This is a genomic window from Agrobacterium sp. OT33, from assembly GCF_017313365.1.
GTDB lineage: Bacteria > Pseudomonadota > Alphaproteobacteria > Rhizobiales > Rhizobiaceae > Agrobacterium > Agrobacterium rhizogenes_A.
Genome location: NZ_JAFLMZ010000001.1, coordinates 59,351 through 81,554, shown reverse-complemented (window position 1 = coordinate 81,554; position 22,204 = coordinate 59,351). Strand labels below are relative to the sequence as shown.

Below are 22,204 nucleotides of genomic sequence, written 5' to 3'. Positions count from 1 at the left end.
CAAAATTTTTTTCAGAAAAATGACGATAATCCCGAAAAAGTGAAAAGGCCCGCCTGTTTGGGCGGGCCCTGCCTGTTCGGTTTCGGGCCAAAGGCTCAGTTTGCGGCGAGGAATTCCGCGCAGTAGCTGGGACCGTTGACGCCGGGGCGGTCGGACACCGTGCGCACCGAGGTGATCGTATAGTTGCTGGAAACGGTCAGTTGCACCGTGCAGGAGAGCGAGGCGGTGCGGGCGGGCGAAATCTGCCGGCCCTTCTTGCCGTCCTTGCCTTCTTCGAACCTGGCCGGAACGGTGGCCTTCTTGTAGCCGCCGCGCCAGTTATAGATGGTCGAGCTGCCGGATTCCGTGTCGCTCAGCGGCGGGCCGAATTTTGCGAAGAAAATGCCTGCCGACTGGCCGACCCACCGCGTTTCAACGGGGCTCTTCTGGGTGAAGGAGGGAGTGGAGCCGCCCGTGGAGGTGGTGCAGGCCGAGAGCGCAATGGCAAACGCTGCGAGCGTTACGCTGCGAAATAGCATGGTGAAATGTCCTTTGTGCCGTGTCCGGCATCCCGCCGGTCATTCCGTTCCCCTAGCAGATTTGGCGGCGGCGGGCAGGGGAGGTATGCGGCCCGATGAAAATTTCCTGCCACAATTGCTTTTTTGTAACGTTTTGCAGCCTTGCGCCCCGTGTTGCGGGCGACTGGCGGTGCTGTTTCACCCGAGGCGAAAAACTTGTCATAAAAAATGCAATAAGCCGCTTGTCGAATGCCGGAGGCTGGTCTATAGAAGCGCCGCTGGTCACGGAGTGTAGCGCAGTCTGGTAGCGCACCACGTTCGGGACGTGGGGGTCGGAGGTTCGAATCCTCTCACTCCGACCAGCTTGAAGCCCAATAGATACAGCGGCTTGCAACTGATCCCGATATTTCCTGAAAATCCCCAAATAAAAGTCTTGTACCGAAACCGGACCGGTTTGGAGCGTATTCGCCGCTCTTGTCTGAAAATCCGGGCGCGGGTGCGAATAAGTGCCTTCAAATTCCCGCTCTTCAATCGGTGCCTGATTTGGGATGCGGTGGTGCCACCTTTGGGGCTTTTGTTGCCATAACCGCCTGCCTGAACGAAAGAGGCCCGTCGCTCCGCCAAGCGCCAGGCCTCAATGTCGCGGCCTTGTTTCAGGGGACGCGCGACACGCGTCGTCTTAGAATCGCCAATCCTGATCCACAACCTAAGAAGTTACCCGTCACCGCCATTGGCCCTGAATTTCAAGGGCATCGTGATGATCAACTTATCGCGATCAAAAAAGAGGCCCGCTGTTTTTACAAACAACGAGCCTCTGTTGGGCCGCTTGGCGGAGCGACCACGTGCAAATTCGCCTTTTGCGCATGAACGTCAAATGAACAAACGGCTTCTTCCGATGCCGAGAAACAACCCGTAAAAATCAGGGGCGTCATGGATCGGAAAGCCGCCTCAGCCGTTATCCAACCATAACAACGATGGAGGATAGCATGCTGAAGGGTATCGCATTGTGGGCTATGGGCGTTCCGATCTTCGTGATCATTCTGCTTTATATGTTTGTATTTTAAGCTGGTTCGGGGCTCTCGAACAAAAAAGGCGACCGCTTGACGGTCGCTTTTTTGTTGCCTGCATACGCGTCTGTCAGTCGAGGTCGCCGATCAGTCGCGAGGCTGTCGCCGCATCCGTGCGGCGGATGTCGATCTCGTCGCGGTGTTTGGCCAGCAGTTCGCTCGCCAGCAGCTTTTCAGCAAGGCCGGCGGGCAGCGAGAGGATGACCCTGTCGCCCTTCTCTTCCGTCGCACCCGTGCTGCGCTTGCCGGCGATCATGCCGCCCGCAACCGTGTTGTTGGTGTCGGGATCGATCAGGATGAAGGAGCCGGTCGCCCGGTTCTGTTCATAGGGATCGAAGATCGCCGTCTCATCGAAGGAAAGCCGCACCTTGCCGATGGCATTCATCGGCAGCGAGGTTTCATGCGCCTGCCATTCGCCTTCCTTCAGGTTCAGCTGGCTGACAGGCTGCACGCTGACACGCTGGCGGCGGCTGCCGCTTTTCAGCCAGTAGCGCTTGCCTGCCTCGATGCCGCCCGGCTGCAAGGCCACGATCTGGGCGTCGAAGGCAAGGCCGGTCTGCGGCTGCGCCTCGATGGAGACGATCATGTCGCCGCGTGACACATCCACCTGACGGTCGAGGACGAGCGTGACCGCATCGCCCGCCACGGCGGCGTTGCGCACCAGATCGAAGGTGACGATCTGCTTGACGTTCGCGACCATGCCGGAAGGCAGGACGACGACGCTGTCGCCCGGCTTTACCGAACCGCCGGCAACCGTGCCCTGATAACCGCGAAAGCTCTCACCGGGGCGCGAGACACGCTGCACCGGCAGGCGGAAGCCGCCGGACTGCGCGGAGCGCACGGTGGCAAGCTCCAGCGTTTCCACCAGCGTCGGGCCTTCATACCAGGGCATGGAGGACTTGCCGGAAAGAACGACGTTTTCGCCCTTCAGCGCCGACATCGGAATGGCGGTGATCTGCTTGATGCCGAGATTGGACGCGAAATCGCGGAACTCATGGGCGATCAGTTCGAAACCGGCCTTGTCATAGTTGGTCAGGTCGATCTTGTTCACCGCCAGCACGAATTGCCGGATGCCCATCAGCGCCGCGATGGTGGCGTGACGGCGGGTCTGTTCGAGAATGCCGGTGCGCGCATCCACCAGAAGCACGGCGAGATCGGCGGTGGAAGCGCCGGTCGCCATGTTGCGGGTATATTGCTCATGACCGGGGGTGTCGGCGACGATGAAGGCGCGCCGGTCGGTGGCGAAATAGCGATAGGCGACATCGATGGTGATGCCCTGTTCGCGCTCGGCCTGCAAACCATCCAGCAGCAGCGCGAAATCGGGCAGGCCGAGATCGTTCTGCTTGCCGCTGTCGCGGTGCAGGGTGGCGGCCTGGTCTTCCTTCACAGCCTTGGTGTCCCAGAGAAGACGGCCGATCAGGGTCGATTTGCCGTCATCGACGCTGCCGCAGGTGATGAGGCGCAGCGGACGCGTATCGCGCGTTGCCTTCGAATGTTCGGCAAAGGGCAGAATGGTGGCGGAAGAGGGGGGATTGATGGCGGCAGCACTCATCAGAAATACCCCTCACGCTTCTTTTTCTCCATCGAGCCGGACTGATCGCGGTCAATCGCGCGGCCCTGCCGTTCGGAAACGGTGGCGATTTCGAGTTCGGCGATCACGTCCTGAAGCGTCGCCGCCTCGGAACGGATGGCGCCGGTCAGCGGGAAGCAACCGAGCGTGCGGAAGCGGATCGAGCCATGCTTGATCTCTTCGCCGGGCAACAGCTCCAGCCGCTCGTCCTCGGCAAGGATCATCATGCCGTCGCGTTCGACATAGGGGCGCTCGGCCGCGTAATAGAGCGGCACCAGCGGAATGTTTTCCGCCTCGATGTAACGCCAGATATCCACTTCGGTCCAGTTGGAGAGCGGGAAGGCGCGCACGCTTTCACCCTTGCGAACCATGCCGTTATAGATGTTCCACAGTTCCGGGCGCTGGTTGCGCGGGTCCCATTTATGATCGGGCGTGCGGAAGGAGTAGATGCGTTCCTTGGCGCGGCTCGCCTCTTCGTCGCGCCGTGCGCCGCCGAAGGCGGCATCAAACTGGCCGGCATCCAGTGCCTGACGCAGCGCTTCGGTCTTCATGATGTCGGTGTAGAGCGCCGATCCATGCGAGAAAGGCGTGACGTTCTCCGCCGCACCGCGCGGATTGGTGTGGGAGATCAGGTCGAGATCATATTCCTTGACGATATTGTCGCGGAATTCGATCATTTCCTTGAACTTCCAGCCGGTATTGACGTGCAGCAGCGGGAAGGGGATGCGACCCGGGAAAAACGCCTTGCGCGCGAGATGCAGCAGCACGGACGAATCCTTGCCGATGGAATAGAGCATCACAGGCTTGTCGAATTCGGCGGCGACTTCGCGGAAAATATGAATAGCTTCGTTTTCAAGCGCCTTCAGATGGGGGTCGAGCGGCGGCTTGGATGCGACAGTATTCTTGCTGTCCGTCTCGTGGACTGCGTTGGACATTGTGAACTCCGGGAGATGTACTGAAAGATTATCGTTGCGGGATGGCGGAAACGGCGGATGTCTGCTCCGCACCGGCGACGTGAAGACCGCATTCGCGCTTCTCGTCGTTTTCCCACCACCATCGTCCGGCGCGCTCAGGCTCGCCGGGCTTGATGGCGCGCGTACACGGCTCACAGCCGATGGAGGGGTAACCGCGCTGATGCAACGGATTGACGGGGATGTTTTCCTCGGCGACATGCGCCCGGATGAGGTCGATATCCCAGTCAGCCAGGGGATTGATCTTGATGAGATTGCGATCCGCATCAAATTCGGCGAACGGCGTCGTGGCACGATTGCCCGACTGGCCGCGACGAAGGCCGGTGATCCAGAAGGCGGCGCCATCAAGCGCCTTGCCGAGCGGGATCAGCTTTCTGACATGACAGCAGGCGTGACGGGCTTCGACGCTTTCGTAAAAGCCGTTCAGGCCGTATTTTTCGGCATAGGCGTCGATATCGTCCTGCTCCGGGCGGAAGCGGCGGATTTCGATGCCGAAACGCTCTTCGGTTTCATCGATGAGATCGACGGTTTCCTTAAACAGCCGGCCGGTTTCCAGCGTCACGACATCGATCGGCAACCGATGCGTGCCGATGGCGGCGGTGATAACCTGATCCTCGATGCCGAGGCTGGTGGTGAAGACGGCGCGCCCGCCAAGGCCGGCGATAAACGAAAGCCGACCCGCCAGATCGAGCCCGGCAAGCGTGGCGTCGAGGGAGGCGGCATCGGCAGAGGCATTTGCTGAATTGATCGTCATTGTCACGTCCGGGATTTCCATGGCCGATTATTGTTGAAATCCGGCCTATGGAACAGAAATGACAGTCTTTGTGCGCTGCACTTGAGAGCAAAAATGCCTCTCGCGCGCGTGGTATGAGCAAAAGATACCCGTTCACCTTCTTCGCAGCTTGGATTTGAATTGTGACAACTTCTGCGCTAAGCCGGAATTGCCGGGTTTCCGGGCTTGTGGTCTACTGGTTTTACGATGATTTCGCAGAAGGCAAAATACGCGCTGAGGGCGCTCCTTTCGCTGGCCAAGGCCGACGGTGCCTGTCCTGTGCAGATTTCCGACATTGCCCGCGAACAGGCCATTCCGAAAAAGTTTCTGGAACAGATCCTTCTCGAAATGAAGAAGGAACGCCTCGTGGAAAGCCGGCGCGGCAAGCAGGGCGGTTATCTGCTGGCGCGCCCGGCTGCGGATATCACCTTCGGCGAGGTGCTGCGCCTCATCGACGGGCCGCTTGCCCCCTTGCCCTGCCTGTCGCAGACCGCCTATCGCCGCTGCGAGGATTGTGACGGTGAGAAGCAGTGCGAGATCCGCCACGTCTTTGCCCGCGTGGCCGACGCGACGCGCAACATCCTTTTCAACACCACCATCGCCGATGCGGTGGCGGGGGTGGACGTGCCCGAGCTTTTGACGGCCTGATCACCCGGCGGCAATTGGCTTGCGCCAACCTTTCCCACCCTCATTCCTGTGCTTGTCACAGGAATCCAGCCAGCCCAAGTCCTTGGGCTGGAAGGGCTCTCTTGCCGCGCAGACGCGCGTCGGCTGGATTCCTGTGACGAGCACAGGAATGAGGGCGGGGGCGCCGCCGCTGCTATTCCAAACGAAAAAATCGTCTAAAACCCCATAATATTTTTCGCCATCGCGGCAAAAAATCGGCAAAAATGTGAAACGGTTTTGCATTCAGCAAAGTTTTACACGACGCTTGTTGCGCCTTTCGCTTATGCTGCGCTGTATTTGTTGCCCGGGAAAACGCTCTCGGGAAACACTTTTTCGATCGTATTCGGCCTCATTGACCAACTCTACTCAACCGGTAGAGTTAAGCCATCGCAATCAGGAGGGAATACCGATGTCCAAGCTTCTGTCCGGTTTGAGCGTTGTCGCGCTTAGCCTTTCACTGGCACTTGGCGGCGCTGGCTCGGCCGCCGCGCAGACCAAGCTGCTCAATGTGTCCTACGATCCGACCCGTGAGCTCTACAAGGATTTCAACGAGGCCTTCGCCAAGAAGTGGAAGGCCGATACCGGTGAGGATGTCACCATCCAGCAGTCGCATGGCGGCTCCGGCAAGCAGGCGCGCTCGGTCATCGACGGTCTGGAGGCGGATGTGGTGACGCTGGCGCTGCAGAGCGACATCGACGCCATTGTCCAGAATTCTGGCAAGATTAACAAGGACTGGCGCGCCCGCCTGCCGCATAATTCCTCGCCTTACACCTCGACCATCGTTTTCCTGGTGCGCAAGGGCAACCCCAAGGGCATCCATAATTGGGGTGATCTGGTGAAGGGCGATATCCAGATCGTGACGCCGAACCCCAAGACTTCGGGCGGCGCGCGCTGGAACTACCTTGCTGCCTGGGCCTGGGCCAATGAAGAGTTCAAGGGCGATCAGGAGAAAATCAAGGCCTATGTCGGCGATCTCTACAAGCGCGCCCCGGTTCTCGACACTGGCGCCCGCGGTTCCACGGTCACTTTCGCACAGCGCCAGATCGGCGATGTGCTGCTGGCCTGGGAAAACGAAGCCTATCTCGCCGGTCAGGAATTCGGCGCTGATGCCTTCGATATCGTCGTACCGCCTATCTCTATCCTTGCCGAACCGCCGGTTGCCGTGGTTGACGCCAATGTCGACGCCAAGGGCACCCGCAAGGCGGCGGAAGCCTATCTGCAATATCTCTATTCCGACGAAGGACAGAATATTGCGGCCAAGCACTTCTACCGTCCGTCCAATCCCGCCGTTGTCTCTAAGGACCTGCTGAAGCAGTTGCCCGACATCAAGCTCGTCACCATCGATGATCCGATCTTCGGTGGTTGGGCCAAGGCGCAGCCGGAACATTTTGGCGATGGCGGCATCTTCGACCAGATTTACAAGCCCGCAAAGTAAGCGGATGATGGGGTGAAACGCGATCACCCGTCCGCAGGGACAAGACAATAAGAGCCTGATCGACCGGACACCGTGCCGGTCGATACTTTATAATAAACGCCGGGGAACGCCGGCTCCCAGAGGGCATTTCCAGGAAAAGCGGACCCCGGTTTCCTGTCCTGGAAATGTACAAAAACAAAGATTATCCGGAGCCTTGATGAGCAATAATACATCCGGAAACAGGTGGAAATGGCGGCAGTCAAGCGTCATACCCGGCTTCGGCCTGACGTTTGGTTACACCGTCACCTATCTGTTTCTCATCATTCTTATTCCGCTCGGCGGCCTCGTCTGGTCCACGGCGAAACTTGGTTTTGCAGATTTTATCGCGATTGCCACCGATAGCCGCACGCTGAATGCGCTGCGCGTCAGCTTCGGCACCGCCTTCATCGCCGCTCTGGTCAACGCCGTTTTCGGCGTCATCGTCGCCTGGGTGCTGACACGGTATCGTTTCCCCGGTCGCCGTTTCGTCGATGCCATCGTCGATCTACCCTTTGCCCTGCCAACGGCGGTGGCGGGTATCGCGCTCACCACGCTTTATGCCAATCGCGGCTGGGTCGGCTCGCTGTTCGAACCCTTCGGCATCAAGATCGCTTTTACCCCGACCGGCATCGTCATCGCGCTGATCTTCATCGGCCTGCCCTTTGTTGTGCGCACGGTGCAGCCGGTCATGGAAGAGATCGACCGGCAGGTGGAGGAGGTGGCGGCAACACTCGGCGCCAACCGTTTCCAGACCATCACCCGCGTTCTGCTGCCAAGCCTCACGCCCGCCATTCTCACCGGTTTTGCGCTCGCCTTCGCGCGCGGCGTCGGCGAATATGGCTCGGTCATCTTCATCGCCGGCAATATTCCCTATGTTTCGGAAATCGCGCCGCTCCTCATCGTCATCAGGCTGGAGGAGTTCAACTATGCGGCCGCGACCGGCATCGCCACCATCATGCTGATCATCTCCTTCGCCATGCTGTTCCTCATCAATCTCATTCAGGCCTGGAGCCGCAAGAGGTACGGTTATGTCTGAGACCGCTTCCCGCACCTCGCCCCGACCGTTCCGCGATCCCGCCAGCGAAAGCCTTCCCGCCCGGCTGGCGCTGATGGCCGTGGCCTTCCTGTTCCTTGCGGCCTTCCTCGTGCTGCCGCTCGTCTCGGTGTTCTTCGAAGCCTTCCGCAAAGGTGGGGAAGCCTTCTGGGAAGCCATCGTCGAGCCTGATGCGCTGTCGGCCATTCGCCTCACACTGCTTGTCGCCGCCATTTCGGTACCGCTCAACGTGGTCTTCGGCGTTGCCGCCGCCTGGGCAATTGCCAAGTTCGAATTCAAGGGCAAGGCGTTCCTGATCACGCTGATCGACCTGCCATTTTCGATCTCGCCGGTTATATCAGGTCTGGTCTATGTCATCCTGTTCTCCGCCCACAGCGTGCTTGGCCCATGGCTGAAGAGTTACGGCATCGAAATCCTGTTTGCGGTGCCGGGCATCGTGCTCGCCACCATCTTCGTCACCTTTCCCTTCGTCGCGCGTGAGTTGATCCCGCTGATGCAGGATCAGGGCAACGGCGATGAGGAGGCGGCGATTTCGCTTGGCGCTTCCGGCTGGCAGACCTTCTGGTATGTCACGCTGCCGAATATCAAATGGGGCCTGCTTTACGGCGTGCTGCTCTGCAACGCCCGCGCCATGGGGGAATTCGGCGCCGTTTCCGTCGTGTCAGGCCATATTCGCGGTGAGACCAACACCATGCCGCTGCATGTGGAGATACTCTATAATGAGTACAATATCGGCGCGGCCTTTGCGGTGGCGACGCTGCTTGCCGGTCTGGCACTGGTGACGCTCGTTCTTAAAACCATTCTCGAAATACGCTTTGGCGCGGGCAACGCAGCCGGCAAGCATTGAAAGGCATCTTCATGGAAGTGAAAGTTTCCGGCATCACCAAGCAGTTCGATCGGTTTCCGGCGCTGAACGACGTGTCGCTCGACATTCGTTCCGGTGAGCTGATCGCGCTGCTCGGTCCTTCCGGCTCCGGCAAGACGACGTTGCTGCGTCTGATCGCCGGCCTCGAACAGCCGACGCAGGGGCAAATCTTCTTCGGCGATGAGGATGCGTCGCACCGCACGGTGCAGGAGCGCAATGTCGGTTTCGTGTTCCAGCACTATGCGCTGTTCCGCCATATGACAGTGGCCGACAATATCGCCTTCGGCCTCAAGGTGCGCCCCGCCGCCAACCGCCCGCCGAAAGCCGAGATCCGCAAACGCGTATCCGAACTTCTCGACATGGTGCATCTCTCCGGTCTTGAAAAGCGCTATCCAACCCAGCTTTCCGGCGGTCAACGCCAGCGCGTGGCGCTCGCCCGCGCTGTCGCCATCGAGCCGAAGGTTTTGCTTCTCGATGAACCTTTCGGCGCGCTCGACGCCAAGGTGCGCAAGGAGCTGCGCCGCTGGCTGCGCGAATTCCACGACCGCACCGGCCACACCACCGTTTTCGTCACCCACGATCAGGAAGAGGCGCTGGAACTGGCCGACCGCGTCGTCGTCATGAGCCAGGGCAAGATTGAACAGGTCGGCACGGCCGATGACGTCTATGACACACCTAACTCCCCCTTTGTCTTCTCCTTCATCGGCGAATCCTCGAGCCTGCCGGTGACGATTCGCGATGGCCATGTGCTCTTCCAGGGCGAAAGCATCGGTATCGATGAGAGCGGCACGGGCGAGGGCGAGCTTTTCTTCCGGCCGGAAGATGTGGCGCTGACGGAAGAAAAAGACGCGCTTTACGGCAAGGTCACCACCTGTCGCCGCCTTGCCGGCACCCGCATCGCCGAAATCGACATCGCCAATAACGGCCATGAACCCTATCACCTCGAAATCGAAGTGCCGCTCAACGCCGCCGTGGCCGTTGGCGCGGAACTGCGCTTCCGCCCGACGCGATGGAAGGTGTTCGGGAAGAAATAGGGAGAGGTGACCGCAAACCATGGTTGCTGATTTATCGCTCTCCAACGCGCGTCACGTTCAATCTGATTCCACAGTACACCGCAGTTGAAATCATCGACGGTGCTGGGTGTCGTTATCCCCCTCTGTCCTGCCGGACATCTCCCCCTCAAGGGGGGAGATCGACATGCCGTGAGGTTTAGGCCATCTCGATGTCGGACAATGAAGTGGCTGTAGTGCTTCTTGCCGATCTCCTCCCTTGAGGGGGAGATGTCCGGCAGGACAGAGGGGGGTAGCGACACGCAGCACCGTCGATGATTTCAACTGTGGTGTACTGTGACCCGATTCACGCGACGCGCTTTGGATTTTTTTTAAGCATGTCATTGTCCCAAAACCGCTGCACAGTTTTGGGAGGCATGCTTTAGTTCTCCGTCATACCGGCCTTGAGCCGGTATCCAGCCAGCCCAAGTCTTAGGGCTGAAAGGAGTTCTTCTCGTCGCGAGAGAGCCGCACCGGTATTCGAGGCGCAGGTTTCTCCAATCGACGAAGCAATATCCAGAAACGGAAAAGGGCCGCCGAAGCGACCCTTCCATGAGTTTGGTCCTGTTTACAGACCCGGGACTGTTTCTCAACGTTCCGAAGGCAGAAGAGGTTTACAACGAGGGTTGCCCCGTCGAAAACACACCCTTTCCATTGCCTGCACCAGAGACCGAAATCTCACTAGACATTGGATCACCTCCTTCCGATACGTTGAACATAACTAGAAGGTAGTACGATTCGTGAGTAATGCAAGAGGTACCGTCACGACACCCGCATCACGATCTTGCCGATATGATTGCTGCTTTCCATCAGCCGGTGCGCGTCCACAACCTCGTCCAGCGTGAAGACCCGGTTGATGACCGGCGCAACCTGGCCACTTTCAACGAGCGGCCAGACCTGCTGGATGAGGTCGTCGCGGATGGCGCGTTTTTCGTCGGCGGTGCGGGGGCGCATGGTGGAGCCGGTGACGGTGAGGCGTTTGACCATGATCGGGGTGAGATTGATCTTCTCGGCAACCGCGCCGCCCAGAAAGGCGATGATGGACAGGCAGCCATCCTTGGCGAGTGCGGAAAGGTTCTTTTCGAAGTAGGCCGCACCGATCATGTCGAGAACGACATCGACGCCCTTGCCGCCGGTCTCGGTCTTGATCACGGCGGCGAAATCCTCTTCGCGGTAGTTGATCGCGCGTTTGGCGCCAAGCGTCACGCAGGCTTCGCATTTCTCCGCCGAACCGGCCGTGGCATAGACCTCGGCCCCAAAGGCTTTGGCAAGCTGGATCGCCGTCGTGCCGATGCCGCTGGTGCCGCCATGAATGAGGACGGTTTCGCCTTCGGTCAGACCCGCCATCTGGAAGAGATTGGCCCAGACGGTAAAGAAGGTTTCCGGCAGCGCTGCCGCCTTGACGGCATCATAACCCTTGGGAAAGGGCAGGGCCTGGCCGACCGGCACGGTGCAATATTCCGCGTAGCCGCCGCCATTGGCGAGCGCGCAGACTTTATCACCCGGTTTGAATTCGATGACACCTTCACCGAGCGCAACCACCTCTCCGGCGATTTCCAGCCCGAGGATGGGGCTTGCGTCCTTCGGCGGCGGATACGTGCCCTGCCTCTGCGCGACATCGGGACGGTTGACCCCCGCCGCCTCGACCTTCACGAGAATCTCGCCTTTTTCGGGTTTCGGCAAAGGCGCCTGCGAAAGCCGCATGACCTCCGGGCCGCCATGGGAGGGAAGGTCGATGAAGCGCATTGTTTCGGGCAGGGTCGTGGGATCGGACATGGGCGAGGGCAACTCCCTGAGGATTGGCGTTTCCTTAAAATGTAGGCCGGATGCGTTCTTTAGGGAAGGCGGCTCTTTGACGCTGGGGCGTGTTGCACATTTCTGGAGACACGGGCTTGGAGTATGCCGCTCACCCCCCTCTGTCCTGCCGGACATCTCCCCCTCAAGGGGGGAGATCGGCAGGAAGCACTAACGTCACTTCATTCTCAAACGTTGAGATGGCTGAGGCCTTGCCGCTCGTCGATCTCCCCCCTTGAGGGGGAGATGTCCGGCAGGACAGAGGGGGGTGAGCGGCGCGCACAGAGGCGAACGCATCCCACGACCAGTGTCCATTTCTCAATGTGCCTCGCCGAACACCCGGATGACCAGCCCGCCTTCGCTTTCCTTGGCGGCGGTTTTCACGCTGGCGATTTCGCTGCCGATACGCTCGGGATTGGCGATGATCAGCCCTTTCGGCAGGGTAAGAACGCCGATCGAGCAGCGCAGCAGGGCGAAGTCCCGCTCGTTGCCGCGGCGGTCGAGCCCGGCCATGCGGCCGGCCAGCCGGTCCTCCGGCGAATAGAGTTCGGCCACGTCGTCATGGAAATCGCTGAGCAGACGCTCGAGGATTTCCGTCAGTTCCTCCACCGTCCAGTCCCGCACGCCGATGAAGAAATCGTCGCCGCCAATATGGCCGAGAAAGCAGTCGCCGGCGAAAAAGTAACGGCGCATCAGCGCCGAAAACAGGGTGATGGCGTGATCGCCGGCGTTGAAGCCGTATTTGTCGTTGAAGGGTTTGAAATTGTCGAAGTCGCAATAGCAGAAGAAGCGGGTCTCGTCGCCGTCGCTGCAGCTGTCGGCAATGAAGCCGCCAATCGCACGGTTTCCGGGCAGCGCCGTCAGCGGGTTCTGATCCTGGGCCATCTTCAGCTGCTTTTCATTGATGACCTTGATGAGCGAGGCGGCGGAGACGATGCCGGCGTAACGCATGTTTTCGGTCAGGATGATGCAGGCGCTGCCGCCCATGCTGGCGAACATGTTCATCAGCTGGTCCGCATCGGCATCGAGGCCGACAATCGGGGCGGGATCGACGAAATGGGAGATGGTGCGCTCATAGATCTTGTTCTTGAGCAGGTCGCGGCCGAAAGGCCGGTAGATATATTCCTTGAGGTGATATTCGTTGATGACACCGCGCGGTTCGCCATTGGCGTTGAGAACCGGGAAGAATGCCTGCTGCGGGTTCCTGCGGAACAGTTCGAAGACATTGTCGACGCTGTCATGCTCATAGACGGTGGGAAGACGCTCGATTTCGCGGCGGATCAGGATTTCGTCCAGCGTCTGGCTGCTGCGGCGCGCGGTGCCGATGCGGTTGAGGTGCGGAAAACTCTCGGGAAGTTCGCTGGTGAAGACCGTCGGCTTGGCAATCAGCCAGCCCTGCACCAGGTCGACGCCGAATTCGCGGCAGGTGAGGAATTCCGCTTCGGTCTCGATGCCTTCCGCAATCACCCGCACGCCGAGGACATGGGCGATGTTGACGATGTTGCGCACAAGGTGCTGCTTGCGCGGAAGATGGTCGACACCGTTGATGAAATGCCGGTCGATCTTCAGGTAGTCCAGCGGAAAGTCGCACAGAAGTTTCATTTCGCCGTGGCCGGCGCCGAAATCGTCGATGGCGAGCTTGAAGCCTTCCTTGCGCATCCGGGCAATCAGCGCCGTGAATTCCGGCACGCTGGTATTGTCGAAACGTTCGGAAAGCTCGAAGCAGATGGATGAGGCGGGAATGCCCGCCCGCGCAAGATGGCCGACAAGCTTGTCGAGAATGGCGTCGCCCTGGGAAATCAGCCGCACATCGAGATTGAGGAAAAGCGTGGCGGAGGAAAAATCGGGCAGGGTTGAAAATTTCGCCAGCGCACGGCTGGCCAGCATCTGTTCGAAAGCCTTGAGTTCGCCGCCCTGCGCCGCCTGATCGAGAAGCGCCAGCGGATTGGAAAACCCGAGCCGGTCATGGCCGCGCATCAGCGATTCATAACCGAAGATCGTGCCTGTCGTCGCCTCCACAATCGGCTGGAACGCGGTTTCAAGCACAAGCTTCGCCATGGGAAACATGTGCCCGGAGGCAAAGCGCCTTATGACATCGTTCTCCATCGTGACGGCCTGCATCTCGTTCTCCGCTATTGACCGCTCCCTTGATTGCATGGCGTGAAAAATCCGCCATACGGGGGAGCCGTTTGTTTTACGGCGAACAATTGCAGATGACAGGTCAACAAAAGCTTTCACGACTGTGAAGCTTTGATGAACGTTTTGTCACAGACCCCTCAATATAGGGGGTCGCAGGCGAGGGCCTCAGGCCCGGCGTGCATGCCCGGTGTGAGCGGCATAGAGTTCCGCAACATTCATGCGTTCCCGGTCCGCTTCGACAGGCGCGGAAGGCTTTGTTTCAGTGCCTTGCTGGGCGGAGGCCGCCCATAGTCTCAGCGCTGCCCTGACGACCTCGCTGCCGGATGCATAAGCGCCGCAATTCACGGCCTCGCGCATTCTTGCTGCCTGTTCCGGGGAAATCGATACTGTTACCATTGGCATGATATCACTCCCTTCTTCAATGACCGCGATAAGCGACCCGATGGATGTCCGCACGGCGGACGGGGCGATGGCGGTCTTTTGCGGACGGTCATTTTTGACGTTTCGTCTGGGCGCCGCTTCCAGCGAAATTGGTATCATCGTTCATCTTACCACAAAACGCGTTCCATACCCAATTTGCAGTATATGGGGGTTTAGTTTTTCCCCGCCCGGCATGGATCCGGTATGACTTGGCATGCCGTGCCGTATTGACCCTTATGAACGCATGGCCATGGCGACGGCAATCATTGCAAAGCCCTGCATGATCAGGTCTATCGCCAGAAACAGACCCAGCACCCAAAGGCTGTTGACGGGCCAGCCGGCGGCGATCACCAGACCGGCGAGGGCGGTCACCGCACCCGCTGCGGCAACCCAGCCCCAACCCGTCGAAGGTTTCAGCCGGAAGCCGACAACGAGACGGAAGACGCCGGCGACAACCAGAGAAATCGCCATCAGCAATGTCAGCACGGCCGCGGTCAGATCGGGGTTCTGGAAGGCGATGACGCCGGCAATGGCGTAAAGCAGGCCGCTCAGCGTCCAGAACAGAACGCTTTCCCACCCCTTCACCTGAAAGGCGTGAAGAAGCTGCAGAATACCGCCCATCAGCATCATGATGCCGACATAAAAGACGGATGCGACGGTGGCGACGAGAAGATTGCCGAGCGCAATGACGCCGAAGGCCAGAAGAACGAGGCCCAGGGCGAGGAACCAACCCCACTTTGCTCTCAGTGGTGAAAATCCAGGCGCATTGAGACTTTGGGTCATCTCGCTGTCTCCATGAACGGTCGCGATCAACGCTATCACGATTGCATCCTAACGCAACGTATATGCCGAAGATTTGATTCAAATCACGGCGGCATTGGCCGGCAAAACCTCCACTCGCTGTCGCCTGCTGGCCAACAAGCGAATACGCGACATAAAATGGCGCGTTTTTTATTGATTGATCAGTCAATCAAGAATAATTTGCCATCCGTCAAGGAGACCCTTATGCCCAAGATCGGAATGGAGCCTCTGCGCCGCAAGGCGCTGGTGGATGCGGCGCTTCGCACCATAGGCCACCATGGTTCGCTGAATGTGACGATGTCGGATATCGCCCGGGAAGCGGGTGTGTCGGCCGCCCTCGCACATCATTATTTCGGCAGCAAGCAGCAGCTTCTGCTGGAAACCATCCGCAGCCTGCTGCGCGACCTCAGGCGCGATGCCGTGGCGGCTTTGACCCGCGCTTCCGGCCCGCGCGAAAGGTTGAGCGCCATCGTGCATGTCTCCTTCCAGAGCGACCAGTTCACGCCCGAAACGGTGGCGGCATGGCTTGCCTTTTATGTCGAGGCGCAGCGCTCGGAAGAAACCCGGCGCCTGCTCGTGCTTTATTCGCGCCGCCTGCGCTCCAATCTCATGGCCAGCCTCAACCGGCTTTGCCCGCCCGACGATGCGGCACGGATCGCGGAAGGGGCGGCGGCCCTGATCGACGGGCTTTATATCAGGCACAGCCTGCGTTCGGCCCCCCTCGGCATCGCCTCCGCACCGGCGCTCGTCGAGGATTATTTCGACATGCAGCTCAAATCTTTTCCCGATGGACAGCGCCAAAAGCCGTCCATCCGCGTTCTTTAAGGAGACTTCGACATGACCACGCTCAAGGCGCAGCCGAAAGCCTCGCATTTCATCGACGGGGATTATGTTGAAGATACTGCCGGCACACCGTTCGAAAGCATCTTTCCGGCCTCCGGTGAGGTGATCGCGAGACTGCACGCGGCAACGCCTGCCATCGTCGAGCGCGCCATTGCCTCGGCCAAACGTGCGCAGAAGGAATGGGCGGCGATGAGCCCCATGGCGCGCGGCCGCATCCTCAAACGCGCCGCCGATATCATGCGTGAACGCAACGATGCGCTCTCGACGCTGGAGACGCTGGATACCGGCAAGCCCATTCAGGAAACCATCGTCGCCGATCCGACGTCCGGCGCGGATGCCTTCGAATTTTTCGGCGGTATCGCGCCTTCGGCGCTGAACGGCGATTACATCCCGCTCGGCGGCGATTTCGCCTATACCAAGCGCGTGCCGCTGGGGGTCTGCGTCGGCATCGGCGCCTGGAACTATCCGCAGCAGATCGCCTGCTGGAAGGCGGCACCCGCGCTGGTCGCCGGCAACGCCATGGTCTTCAAGCCCTCGGAAAATACCCCGCTCGGCGCCTTGAAGATCGCCGAAATCCTGATCGAGGCCGGTCTGCCCAAAGGCCTGTTCAACGTCATTCAGGGTGATCGCGATACCGGGCCGCTGCTCGTCAACCACCCCGATGTGGCCAAGGTCTCGCTCACCGGCTCGGTGCCGACCGGCCGCAAGGTGGCCGCCGCCGCTGCCGGGCATCTGAAGCACGTGACCATGGAACTCGGCGGCAAGTCGCCGCTGATTGTCTTCGACGACGCCGATATCGAAAGCGCTGTCGGCGGGGCCATGCTCGGCAATTTTTATTCCTCCGGTCAGGTCTGCTCCAACGGCACCCGCGTCTTCGTACAGAAAAAGGCGAAGGAGCGTTTCCTCGAAAACCTGAAGCGCCGCACCGAGGCGATGATCCTCGGCGATCCGCTCGATTATGCCACCCATCTCGGCCCGCTGATCTCCAAGGCCCAGCAGGAGAAGGTTCTCGCCTATATCGAAAAGGGCAAGGCGGAGGGCGCGACGCTTATCACCGGCGGCGGCATTCCCAACAATGTGTCGGGTGAGGGGGCTTACGTTCAGCCGACCGTGTTTGCCGATGTGACGGATGCCATGACCATCGCCCGCGAGGAAATCTTCGGGCCCGTCATGTGTGTGCTGGATTTCGAGGATGAGGACGAGGTTCTCGCCCGCGCCAACGCCACCGAATTTGGCCTCGCCGGCGGCGTCTTCACTGCCGACCTCGCCCGCGCCCATCGCGTGGTCGATCAGCTGGAGGCGGGCACGCTTTGGATCAATACCTATAATCTCTGCCCAGTCGAAATCCCCTTCGGCGGCTCGAAACAATCCGGCTTCGGGCGGGAGAATTCGGCGGCGGCGCTGGAGCATTATAGCGAGTTGAAGACGGTTTATGTGAGCACGGGGAAGGTGGACGCGCCTTATTGACGGTTGGCGGGTGGGGCTTACCCCCCCTCTGCCCTGCCGGGCATCTCCCCCTCAAGGGGGGAGATCGGCAGGAGGCGCTACCGCCACTTCATTCGCAAACGTTGAGATGAGCGAGACCTCGCCGCAGATCGATCTCCCCCCTTGAGGGGGAGATGCCCGGCAGGGCAGAGGGGGGAAAGCCCCACCCACTGACAGTCAATCAATCAATCGGAACCAACGCTCATCGGAGAGAGCAGATCATGCAAGCAGATTACGTCATCGTCGGCTCCGGCTCCGCAGGCTCCGCCATCGCCTATCGCCTGTCGGAAGACGGCCGTTATTCCGTCATCGTCATCGAGGCCGGCGGGTCGGATTTCGGCCCCTTCATCCAGATGCCGGCCGCACTCGCATGGCCGATGAGCATGAAGCGCTATAATTGGGGCTATCTCTCCGAGCCCGAACCGAACCTCGACAACCGCCGCATCACCGCACCGCGCGGCAAGGTCATCGGCGGCTCCTCCTCCATCAACGGCCTCGTTTACGTGCGTGGCCATGCCGAGGATTTCAACCGCTGGGAGGAGCTCGGCGCGCATGGCTGGGCCTATGCGGATGTGCTGCCTTACTTCAAGCGCATGGAACACAGCCATGGCGGCGAGGAGGGCTGGCGCGGCACGGATGGGCCGCTGCATGTGCAGCGCGGCCCGGTCAACAATCCGCTGTTCCACGCCTTCATTCAGGCCGGCGCGCAGGCCGGTTTCGAGCTGACCGACGATTATAACGGCTCCAAGCAGGAGGGTTTCGGGCTGATGGAGCAGACGATCCATCATGGCCGCCGCTGGTCCGCCGCCAATGCCTATCTGAAACCGGCGCTGAAGCGCGGCAATGTCACACTGGTCAACGGTTTCGCCCGCAAGGTCGTCATCGAGAACGGCCGTGCGGTCGGTGTCGAGATCGAGCGCAAGGGCGTAGTCGAAACCGTCACGGCCAGTCGCGAGGTCATCGTCTCGGCATCCTCGTTCAATTCGCCGAAACTGCTGATGCTATCGGGCATCGGCCCCGCCGCGCATCTCAAAGACATGGGCATCGAGGTAAAGGCGGATCGTCCGGGTGTGGGCGCAAACCTTCAGGACCATATGGAGTTTTATTTCCAGCAGGTCTCCACCAAGCCCGTCTCGCTATACTCCTGGCTGCCGTGGTTCTGGCAGGGCGTGGCGGGCGCGCAATGGCTGCTGTCGAAAGGCGGGCTTGGCGCCTCCAACCAGTTCGAGGCCTGCGCCTTCCTGCGCTCCGCACCGGGCCTGAAGCAGCCCGATATCCAGTACCATTTCCTGCCCGTCGCCATTTCCTATGATGGCAAGGCGGCGGCGAAAAGCCATGGTTTTCAGGTGCATGTCGGTTACAACCTGTCGAAGTCACGCGGCAACGTCACGCTGCGCTCAGCCGATCCGAAGGACGATCCCGTCATTCGTTTCAACTATATGAGCCACCCGGAAGACTGGGAAAAATTCCGCCATTGCGTCCGCCTGACGCGCGAAATCTTCAGCCAGAAGGCCTTCGACGATTTTCGCGGGCCGGAAATCCAGCCGGGTGAAAAAGTGGCGAGCGACGATGAGATCGACGCCTTTTTGCGGGAGCATCTGGAAAGCGCCTATCACCCCTGCGGCACCTGCCGGATGGGCGACAGAGACGACCCGATGGCCGTCGTCGATCCCGAATGCCGGGTGATCGGGGTGGAGGGCTTAAGGGTGGCGGACAGCTCGATCTTCCCGCATGTGACCTATGGCAACCTCAACGGCCCGTCGATCATGACCGGCGAAAAGGCGGCGGATCATATTCTCGGCAAGGTCCCGCTGCCGCGTTCCAATCAGGAACCATGGGTAAACCCGCGCGCGGCTGTCAGCGACCGGTGAGGATCAATGGTAATCATCCTCGCGCTGGTGGCGGATCGCGAGGATGGACACGGTTTCCGCATCTTCGATTTGAATGAGGACGATGTAACCGGAAGATCCGAACGGAACGATCAGTTCTCGTAAGAGTGCGTTGTCCCCAGGCGCCTTGCGCGTTGCGAAAGGAAATTCGCTCAGTCCCTCAATCGTCGAAATGATTCGGTCCACGGCTTTTTCCGCCGTCGAAAAATCCTTTTCCAGTAGAAAATCATATAGCCGGGTTATGTCCGCTCGGGCTGCAATCGTGTACCGGAGATTGAAGGTCACTCGCCACGCTCAGCTTTCTTGGCGGCGAGCATCGCCCGCAATTCCGCATGCACCTCTTCGGCCGAATAAAAAATCCCCGTCCGTTTGGATTCTTCGAGCGAGGCCAGCCCGCGCGCAATGAACTCTGCCTGTGATTTACGGATTTCCACCTGCCTGCGCACGGAATCCTCAACGAAGGAAGAGAGCGTTTCGCCGTCCTTCAGCACGCTTTCCGCCGCTTCGCGAAAATCCGCCGTTACCCGCAGCGAAGGCAATGTCGCCGTTTTCATATTGCGTCTCCATGCGTTGCAATTGCGACGCGCAGAATGCGCCGATAGGGGCGGTCTGTCAAATGCAAAACCTTGCAATCCCCGCCCGAGAGGCGGATAAACGGGCTTCCCGCCTGATGACGAACATCAAAATCACCGATCTGGACCGCCATGCCCGCCGACTACAAAAAGCTGAAGATGCTCCGCCGTTCCCGTGTCGTGTGGGGTTCGTGGCGGGTGTGGAGGCCGAGGGCGGTTTTCTGGATTGGCGCGATTGCGGTCGGCCTTATCAGCGTCGGTTTCGCTTGGGCGGCGGATCGATCCCAGCACCTTTTCTTTGCGGCAACCTCATCGGGCGAATGGGCCTTCCTGCTGCCGCTCATCGTCACGCCGCTCGGCTTCACGCTCTGCGCATGGCTGGCGATCACGGTTTTTCCCAATGCCGGCGGTAGCGGCATTCCGCAGGCGATTGCGGCGCGGCACCTGCGTGATGATGTGGACCGTTCGCGGCTTCTGTCGCTGAAACTCGCTTTCGGCAAGGTGGTGCTGACGGTCGCCGGCCTTCTCTCCGGCGCTTCCATCGGCCGTGAAGGGCCAACCGTTCAGGTCGGGGCCTCCATCATGCTGCAGGCCGCCCGCTGGGGTGGCATCGCGCAGGCCAGGGGTCTCATCCTTGCCGGCTCGGCGGCAGGCATTGCGGCGGCCTTCAACACGCCGCTCGCGGGCATTGTCTTCGCCATCGAGGAAATGAGCAAGACCTACGAATCCCGTGCCAACGGCCTTGTCCTCACGGCCGTCATCCTCTCCGGTCTTGCGTCGCTCGCCCTGGTTGGCAGCTATACCTATTTCGGCACAAGTTCGGTCATGGCGAAAACCACGATGGACTGGCTGCTGGTGCTGATCTGCGGCGTTGGCGGCGGCGCATTTGGCGCGCTGTTCAGCGCCGGTGCCCTGAGATTGTCCGCGCGTATCCGGCGTTTCGCCCAGACCATGCCATTGAAACGGATGCTGGCGGTGGCGGCCGCCTGCGGCCTTGCCTCCGCTGTCATCGGTATTGCAACGGGCGGCGCGACCTTCGGAACGGGTTACGAACAGGCACGCGCCGCGATCGAGGGAGAAGCCGCTCCGGCATTCTTTTTCCTCGAAAAGCTGGCGGCGACGTTCCTTGCCATGATGTCGGGCATCCCGGGCGGCATCTTCGCACCGTCCTTGTCGGTGGGCGCGGGTTTCGGCAGCACCATGGCAAGCCTGCTCGGCACCAGCATCGGCCTCGGCGCAATCGTCGGCATGGCGGGATATTTCGCGGGCGTGGTGCAGGCGCCGATGACGGCTTTCGTCATCATTCTCGAAATGACCGGCAATCATGAAGGCGTCATACCCATCATGGCCGCGTCGATGCTGGGGTATCTGACCTCACGGCTTTTCTCCCGCGAGCCGCTTTATCACGGCCTGTCGCGGGTCTTCATCGCCCAGAGCATCCGCGCCCGGCGCGCAGCTCAGGCCAGCGAAACGTAACGTTTTAAGCGCGGATTCCCGCCACCCCGAAATAACCGAGCCCCGGTATCTTCACGCCGGGCCGGCCAAAATCGAAGCCGGCGACGAGGCCGAGAAAATTGATCTCGAAACCGCTGCGCGCACCCGCCGAAACGCCGAACAACCCACCGAGCGACACGCTCGCATCCTTCCAGTCGTCGGCAATGTGATAGAACGCCCCGTTCGGCAGATAGTCGCGGCCCACCGCGTCGGGCGGCAATACCACGCCCAGTTCCGGCACGCTGCGCAGCACATGGGCAACGAAGGTGTTGGAGTTGGGGCCGGGATAGATGCGATAGCCGCCCGGTCGGCCATAGGGGTAATCGGCAATCGCCTTTTCGATCCTCGGAATAAGTTTTTCCGCTTCCGCGCCGTGAATGGCCACGACCTGGCGCGGCGTGTTGGAATACCAGAAGGCATCCGCCGCATAACCATTGTGGCGGATCGGCGTGCCCCAGCCCACTTTGTCATAACGGTCATAGGTCGCGGCACCCGGCTTTTTCAGCACGACCCACGCATGGCTGGCGACAGAGCCCTTGAAACCGCCGGTCATGGCGGAAAAGACGTAGACGGCGGCTTGCCCGTCATTGGTCGCGGCCGGCAGCATGCCGGAGGAAGACCATTTCGCGGCGCTCCAGCCCTGCGGGTGGTCCTTCATGGCCCATAAACCGGCCGACGCCAGTGCGGGCAGCAGGTAGATAACGGCAATTGCCAGCAGCAGACGTTTTGCAAATTTCACTGATAGCCCCGTGCATCGAAAAATCAATTGCGGTATCAACCACATGAAATCAGAATTTTTTGAG

22 protein-coding genes and 1 tRNA gene are annotated in these 22,204 nt (G+C 60.2%); 11 read left to right on the top strand and 12 right to left on the bottom strand.

The annotated features are described in order from the left end of the window. Positions 1-95: 95 nt before the first annotated feature. Positions 96-518, bottom strand: a complete 423-nt coding sequence (locus JZX88_RS00450; protein WP_065115080.1) for a hypothetical protein — start codon at positions 516-518, stop codon at positions 96-98. A gap of 264 nt (positions 519-782) precedes the next feature. Here JZX88_RS00450 and JZX88_RS00445 point away from each other — a divergent pair. Both JZX88_RS00445 and JZX88_RS00440 read left to right on the top strand, forming a co-directional pair. Next, a tRNA-Pro gene (locus JZX88_RS00445) sits at positions 783-859 on the top strand. A gap of 112 nt (positions 860-971) precedes the next feature. Continuing rightward, complete coding sequence (locus tag JZX88_RS00440) at positions 972-1,364, top strand: hypothetical protein (RefSeq protein ID WP_181423925.1); 393 nt, start codon at positions 972-974, stop codon at positions 1,362-1,364. A gap of 270 nt (positions 1,365-1,634) precedes the next feature. Here the strand turns inward: JZX88_RS00440 and cysN are convergent, their stop codons facing one another. From cysN to JZX88_RS00425, 3 genes are read right to left on the bottom strand one after another with little or no spacing between them, the layout of a single operon-like run. Continuing rightward, positions 1,635-3,116 carry a sulfate adenylyltransferase subunit CysN gene (gene cysN / locus JZX88_RS00435; protein WP_065115081.1) on the bottom strand — a complete coding sequence of 494 codons (1,482 nt, stop codon included), beginning with the start codon at positions 3,114-3,116 and terminating at the stop codon, positions 1,635-1,637. Beyond that, positions 3,116-4,069 (bottom strand): sulfate adenylyltransferase subunit CysD, encoded by a 954-nt coding sequence (gene cysD / locus JZX88_RS00430; protein WP_206912219.1) that lies wholly within the window; start codon positions 4,067-4,069, stop codon positions 3,116-3,118. The genes cysN and cysD overlap by 1 nt, the downstream gene beginning before the upstream one ends. Positions 4,070-4,097: 28 nt before the next feature. Then, positions 4,098-4,880, bottom strand: a complete 783-nt coding sequence (locus tag JZX88_RS00425; RefSeq protein ID WP_175421941.1) for a phosphoadenylyl-sulfate reductase — start codon at positions 4,878-4,880, stop codon at positions 4,098-4,100. A 204-nt stretch (positions 4,881-5,084) separates the two neighbouring features. On the opposite strand from JZX88_RS00425, the gene JZX88_RS00420 reads away from it, so the two are divergent. Continuing rightward, entirely contained in the window at positions 5,085-5,525 is a 441-nt protein-coding gene (locus JZX88_RS00420; protein WP_003494308.1) for an Rrf2 family transcriptional regulator, read from the top strand. Here JZX88_RS00420 and JZX88_RS26050 read toward each other — a convergent pair whose 3' ends face one another. Continuing rightward, positions 5,526-5,786: a hypothetical protein gene (locus JZX88_RS26050; protein ID WP_206912625.1), complete on the bottom strand. Its 261-nt coding sequence runs from the start codon at positions 5,784-5,786 to the stop codon at positions 5,526-5,528. It abuts the gene before it with no gap. Positions 5,787-5,952: 166 nt separating this feature from the next. Between JZX88_RS26050 and JZX88_RS00410 the strand changes: the two genes are divergently transcribed. The 4 genes from JZX88_RS00410 (at position 5,953) to JZX88_RS00395 (ending at position 9,949) form a co-directional block, all read left to right on the top strand. Further along, on the top strand, positions 5,953-6,978 hold the full coding sequence (locus tag JZX88_RS00410; protein ID WP_206912218.1) for a sulfate ABC transporter substrate-binding protein: 1,026 nt from the start codon (positions 5,953-5,955) through the stop codon (positions 6,976-6,978). A gap of 196 nt (positions 6,979-7,174) precedes the next feature. After that, entirely contained in the window at positions 7,175-8,032 is an 858-nt protein-coding gene (gene cysT, locus JZX88_RS00405; protein ID WP_010971172.1) for a sulfate ABC transporter permease subunit CysT, read from the top strand. Beyond that, on the top strand, positions 8,025-8,897 hold the full coding sequence (gene cysW, locus JZX88_RS00400) for a sulfate ABC transporter permease subunit CysW (RefSeq protein WP_174028961.1): 873 nt from the start codon (positions 8,025-8,027) through the stop codon (positions 8,895-8,897). The genes cysT and cysW overlap by 8 nt, the downstream gene beginning before the upstream one ends. Positions 8,898-8,908: 11 nt before the next feature. Then, a complete protein-coding gene (locus JZX88_RS00395) occupies positions 8,909-9,949 on the top strand; it encodes a sulfate/molybdate ABC transporter ATP-binding protein (RefSeq protein ID WP_206912217.1) in 1,041 nt (346 codons plus the stop codon). 777 nt (positions 9,950-10,726) lie between these two features. Here the strand turns inward: JZX88_RS00395 and JZX88_RS00390 are convergent. The 4 genes from JZX88_RS00390 to JZX88_RS00375 form a co-directional block, all read right to left on the bottom strand. Further along, on the bottom strand, positions 10,727-11,740 hold the full coding sequence (locus JZX88_RS00390) for an NAD(P)H-quinone oxidoreductase (protein ID WP_206912216.1): 1,014 nt from the start codon (positions 11,738-11,740) through the stop codon (positions 10,727-10,729). 336 nt (positions 11,741-12,076) lie between these two features. Beyond that, complete coding sequence (locus JZX88_RS00385) at positions 12,077-13,879, bottom strand: GGDEF domain-containing protein (RefSeq protein ID WP_110757370.1); 1,803 nt, start codon at positions 13,877-13,879, stop codon at positions 12,077-12,079. A gap of 183 nt (positions 13,880-14,062) precedes the next feature. Continuing rightward, positions 14,063-14,299, bottom strand: a complete 237-nt coding sequence (locus tag JZX88_RS00380; protein WP_065116152.1) for a type II toxin-antitoxin system ParD family antitoxin — start codon at positions 14,297-14,299, stop codon at positions 14,063-14,065. Between the two features lie 252 nt (positions 14,300-14,551). Next, positions 14,552-15,100 carry an HdeD family acid-resistance protein gene (locus tag JZX88_RS00375; protein WP_065115088.1) on the bottom strand — a complete coding sequence of 183 codons (549 nt, stop codon included), beginning with the start codon at positions 15,098-15,100 and terminating at the stop codon, positions 14,552-14,554. 222 nt (positions 15,101-15,322) lie between these two features. Between JZX88_RS00375 and betI the strand changes: the two genes are divergently transcribed. From betI to betA, 3 genes are all read left to right on the top strand, one after another. Then, a complete protein-coding gene (gene betI / locus JZX88_RS00370) occupies positions 15,323-15,943 on the top strand; it encodes a transcriptional regulator BetI (protein ID WP_065115089.1) in 621 nt (206 codons plus the stop codon). Between the two features lie 12 nt (positions 15,944-15,955). Beyond that, positions 15,956-17,428: a betaine-aldehyde dehydrogenase gene (gene betB / locus JZX88_RS00365; protein WP_206912215.1), complete on the top strand. Its 1,473-nt coding sequence runs from the start codon at positions 15,956-15,958 to the stop codon at positions 17,426-17,428. Positions 17,429-17,667: 239 nt separating this feature from the next. Beyond that, positions 17,668-19,317 (top strand): choline dehydrogenase, encoded by a 1,650-nt coding sequence (betA, locus tag JZX88_RS00360; protein ID WP_206912214.1) that lies wholly within the window; start codon positions 17,668-17,670, stop codon positions 19,315-19,317. A 3-nt stretch (positions 19,318-19,320) separates the two neighbouring features. Here betA and JZX88_RS00355 read toward each other — a convergent pair whose 3' ends face one another. Together JZX88_RS00355 and JZX88_RS00350 are read right to left on the bottom strand one after the other, a co-directional pair. Next, complete coding sequence (locus tag JZX88_RS00355) at positions 19,321-19,620, bottom strand: type II toxin-antitoxin system RelE/ParE family toxin (protein ID WP_078051124.1); 300 nt, start codon at positions 19,618-19,620, stop codon at positions 19,321-19,323. Further along, positions 19,617-19,889 carry a YlcI/YnfO family protein gene (locus JZX88_RS00350; protein WP_080833754.1) on the bottom strand — a complete coding sequence of 91 codons (273 nt, stop codon included), beginning with the start codon at positions 19,887-19,889 and terminating at the stop codon, positions 19,617-19,619. Before JZX88_RS00350 ends, JZX88_RS00355 begins: the two co-directional genes overlap by 4 nt. Before the next feature lie 150 nt (positions 19,890-20,039). Here JZX88_RS00350 and JZX88_RS00345 point away from each other — a divergent pair, with 150 nt between their 5' ends. Next, entirely contained in the window at positions 20,040-21,383 is a 1,344-nt protein-coding gene (locus JZX88_RS00345) for a chloride channel protein (protein ID WP_206912213.1), read from the top strand. A gap of 4 nt (positions 21,384-21,387) precedes the next feature. Here the strand turns inward: JZX88_RS00345 and JZX88_RS00340 are convergent, their stop codons facing one another. After that, complete coding sequence (locus tag JZX88_RS00340; protein ID WP_161991607.1) at positions 21,388-22,140, bottom strand: DUF3750 domain-containing protein; 753 nt, start codon at positions 22,138-22,140, stop codon at positions 21,388-21,390. Positions 22,141-22,204 lie beyond the last annotated feature (64 nt).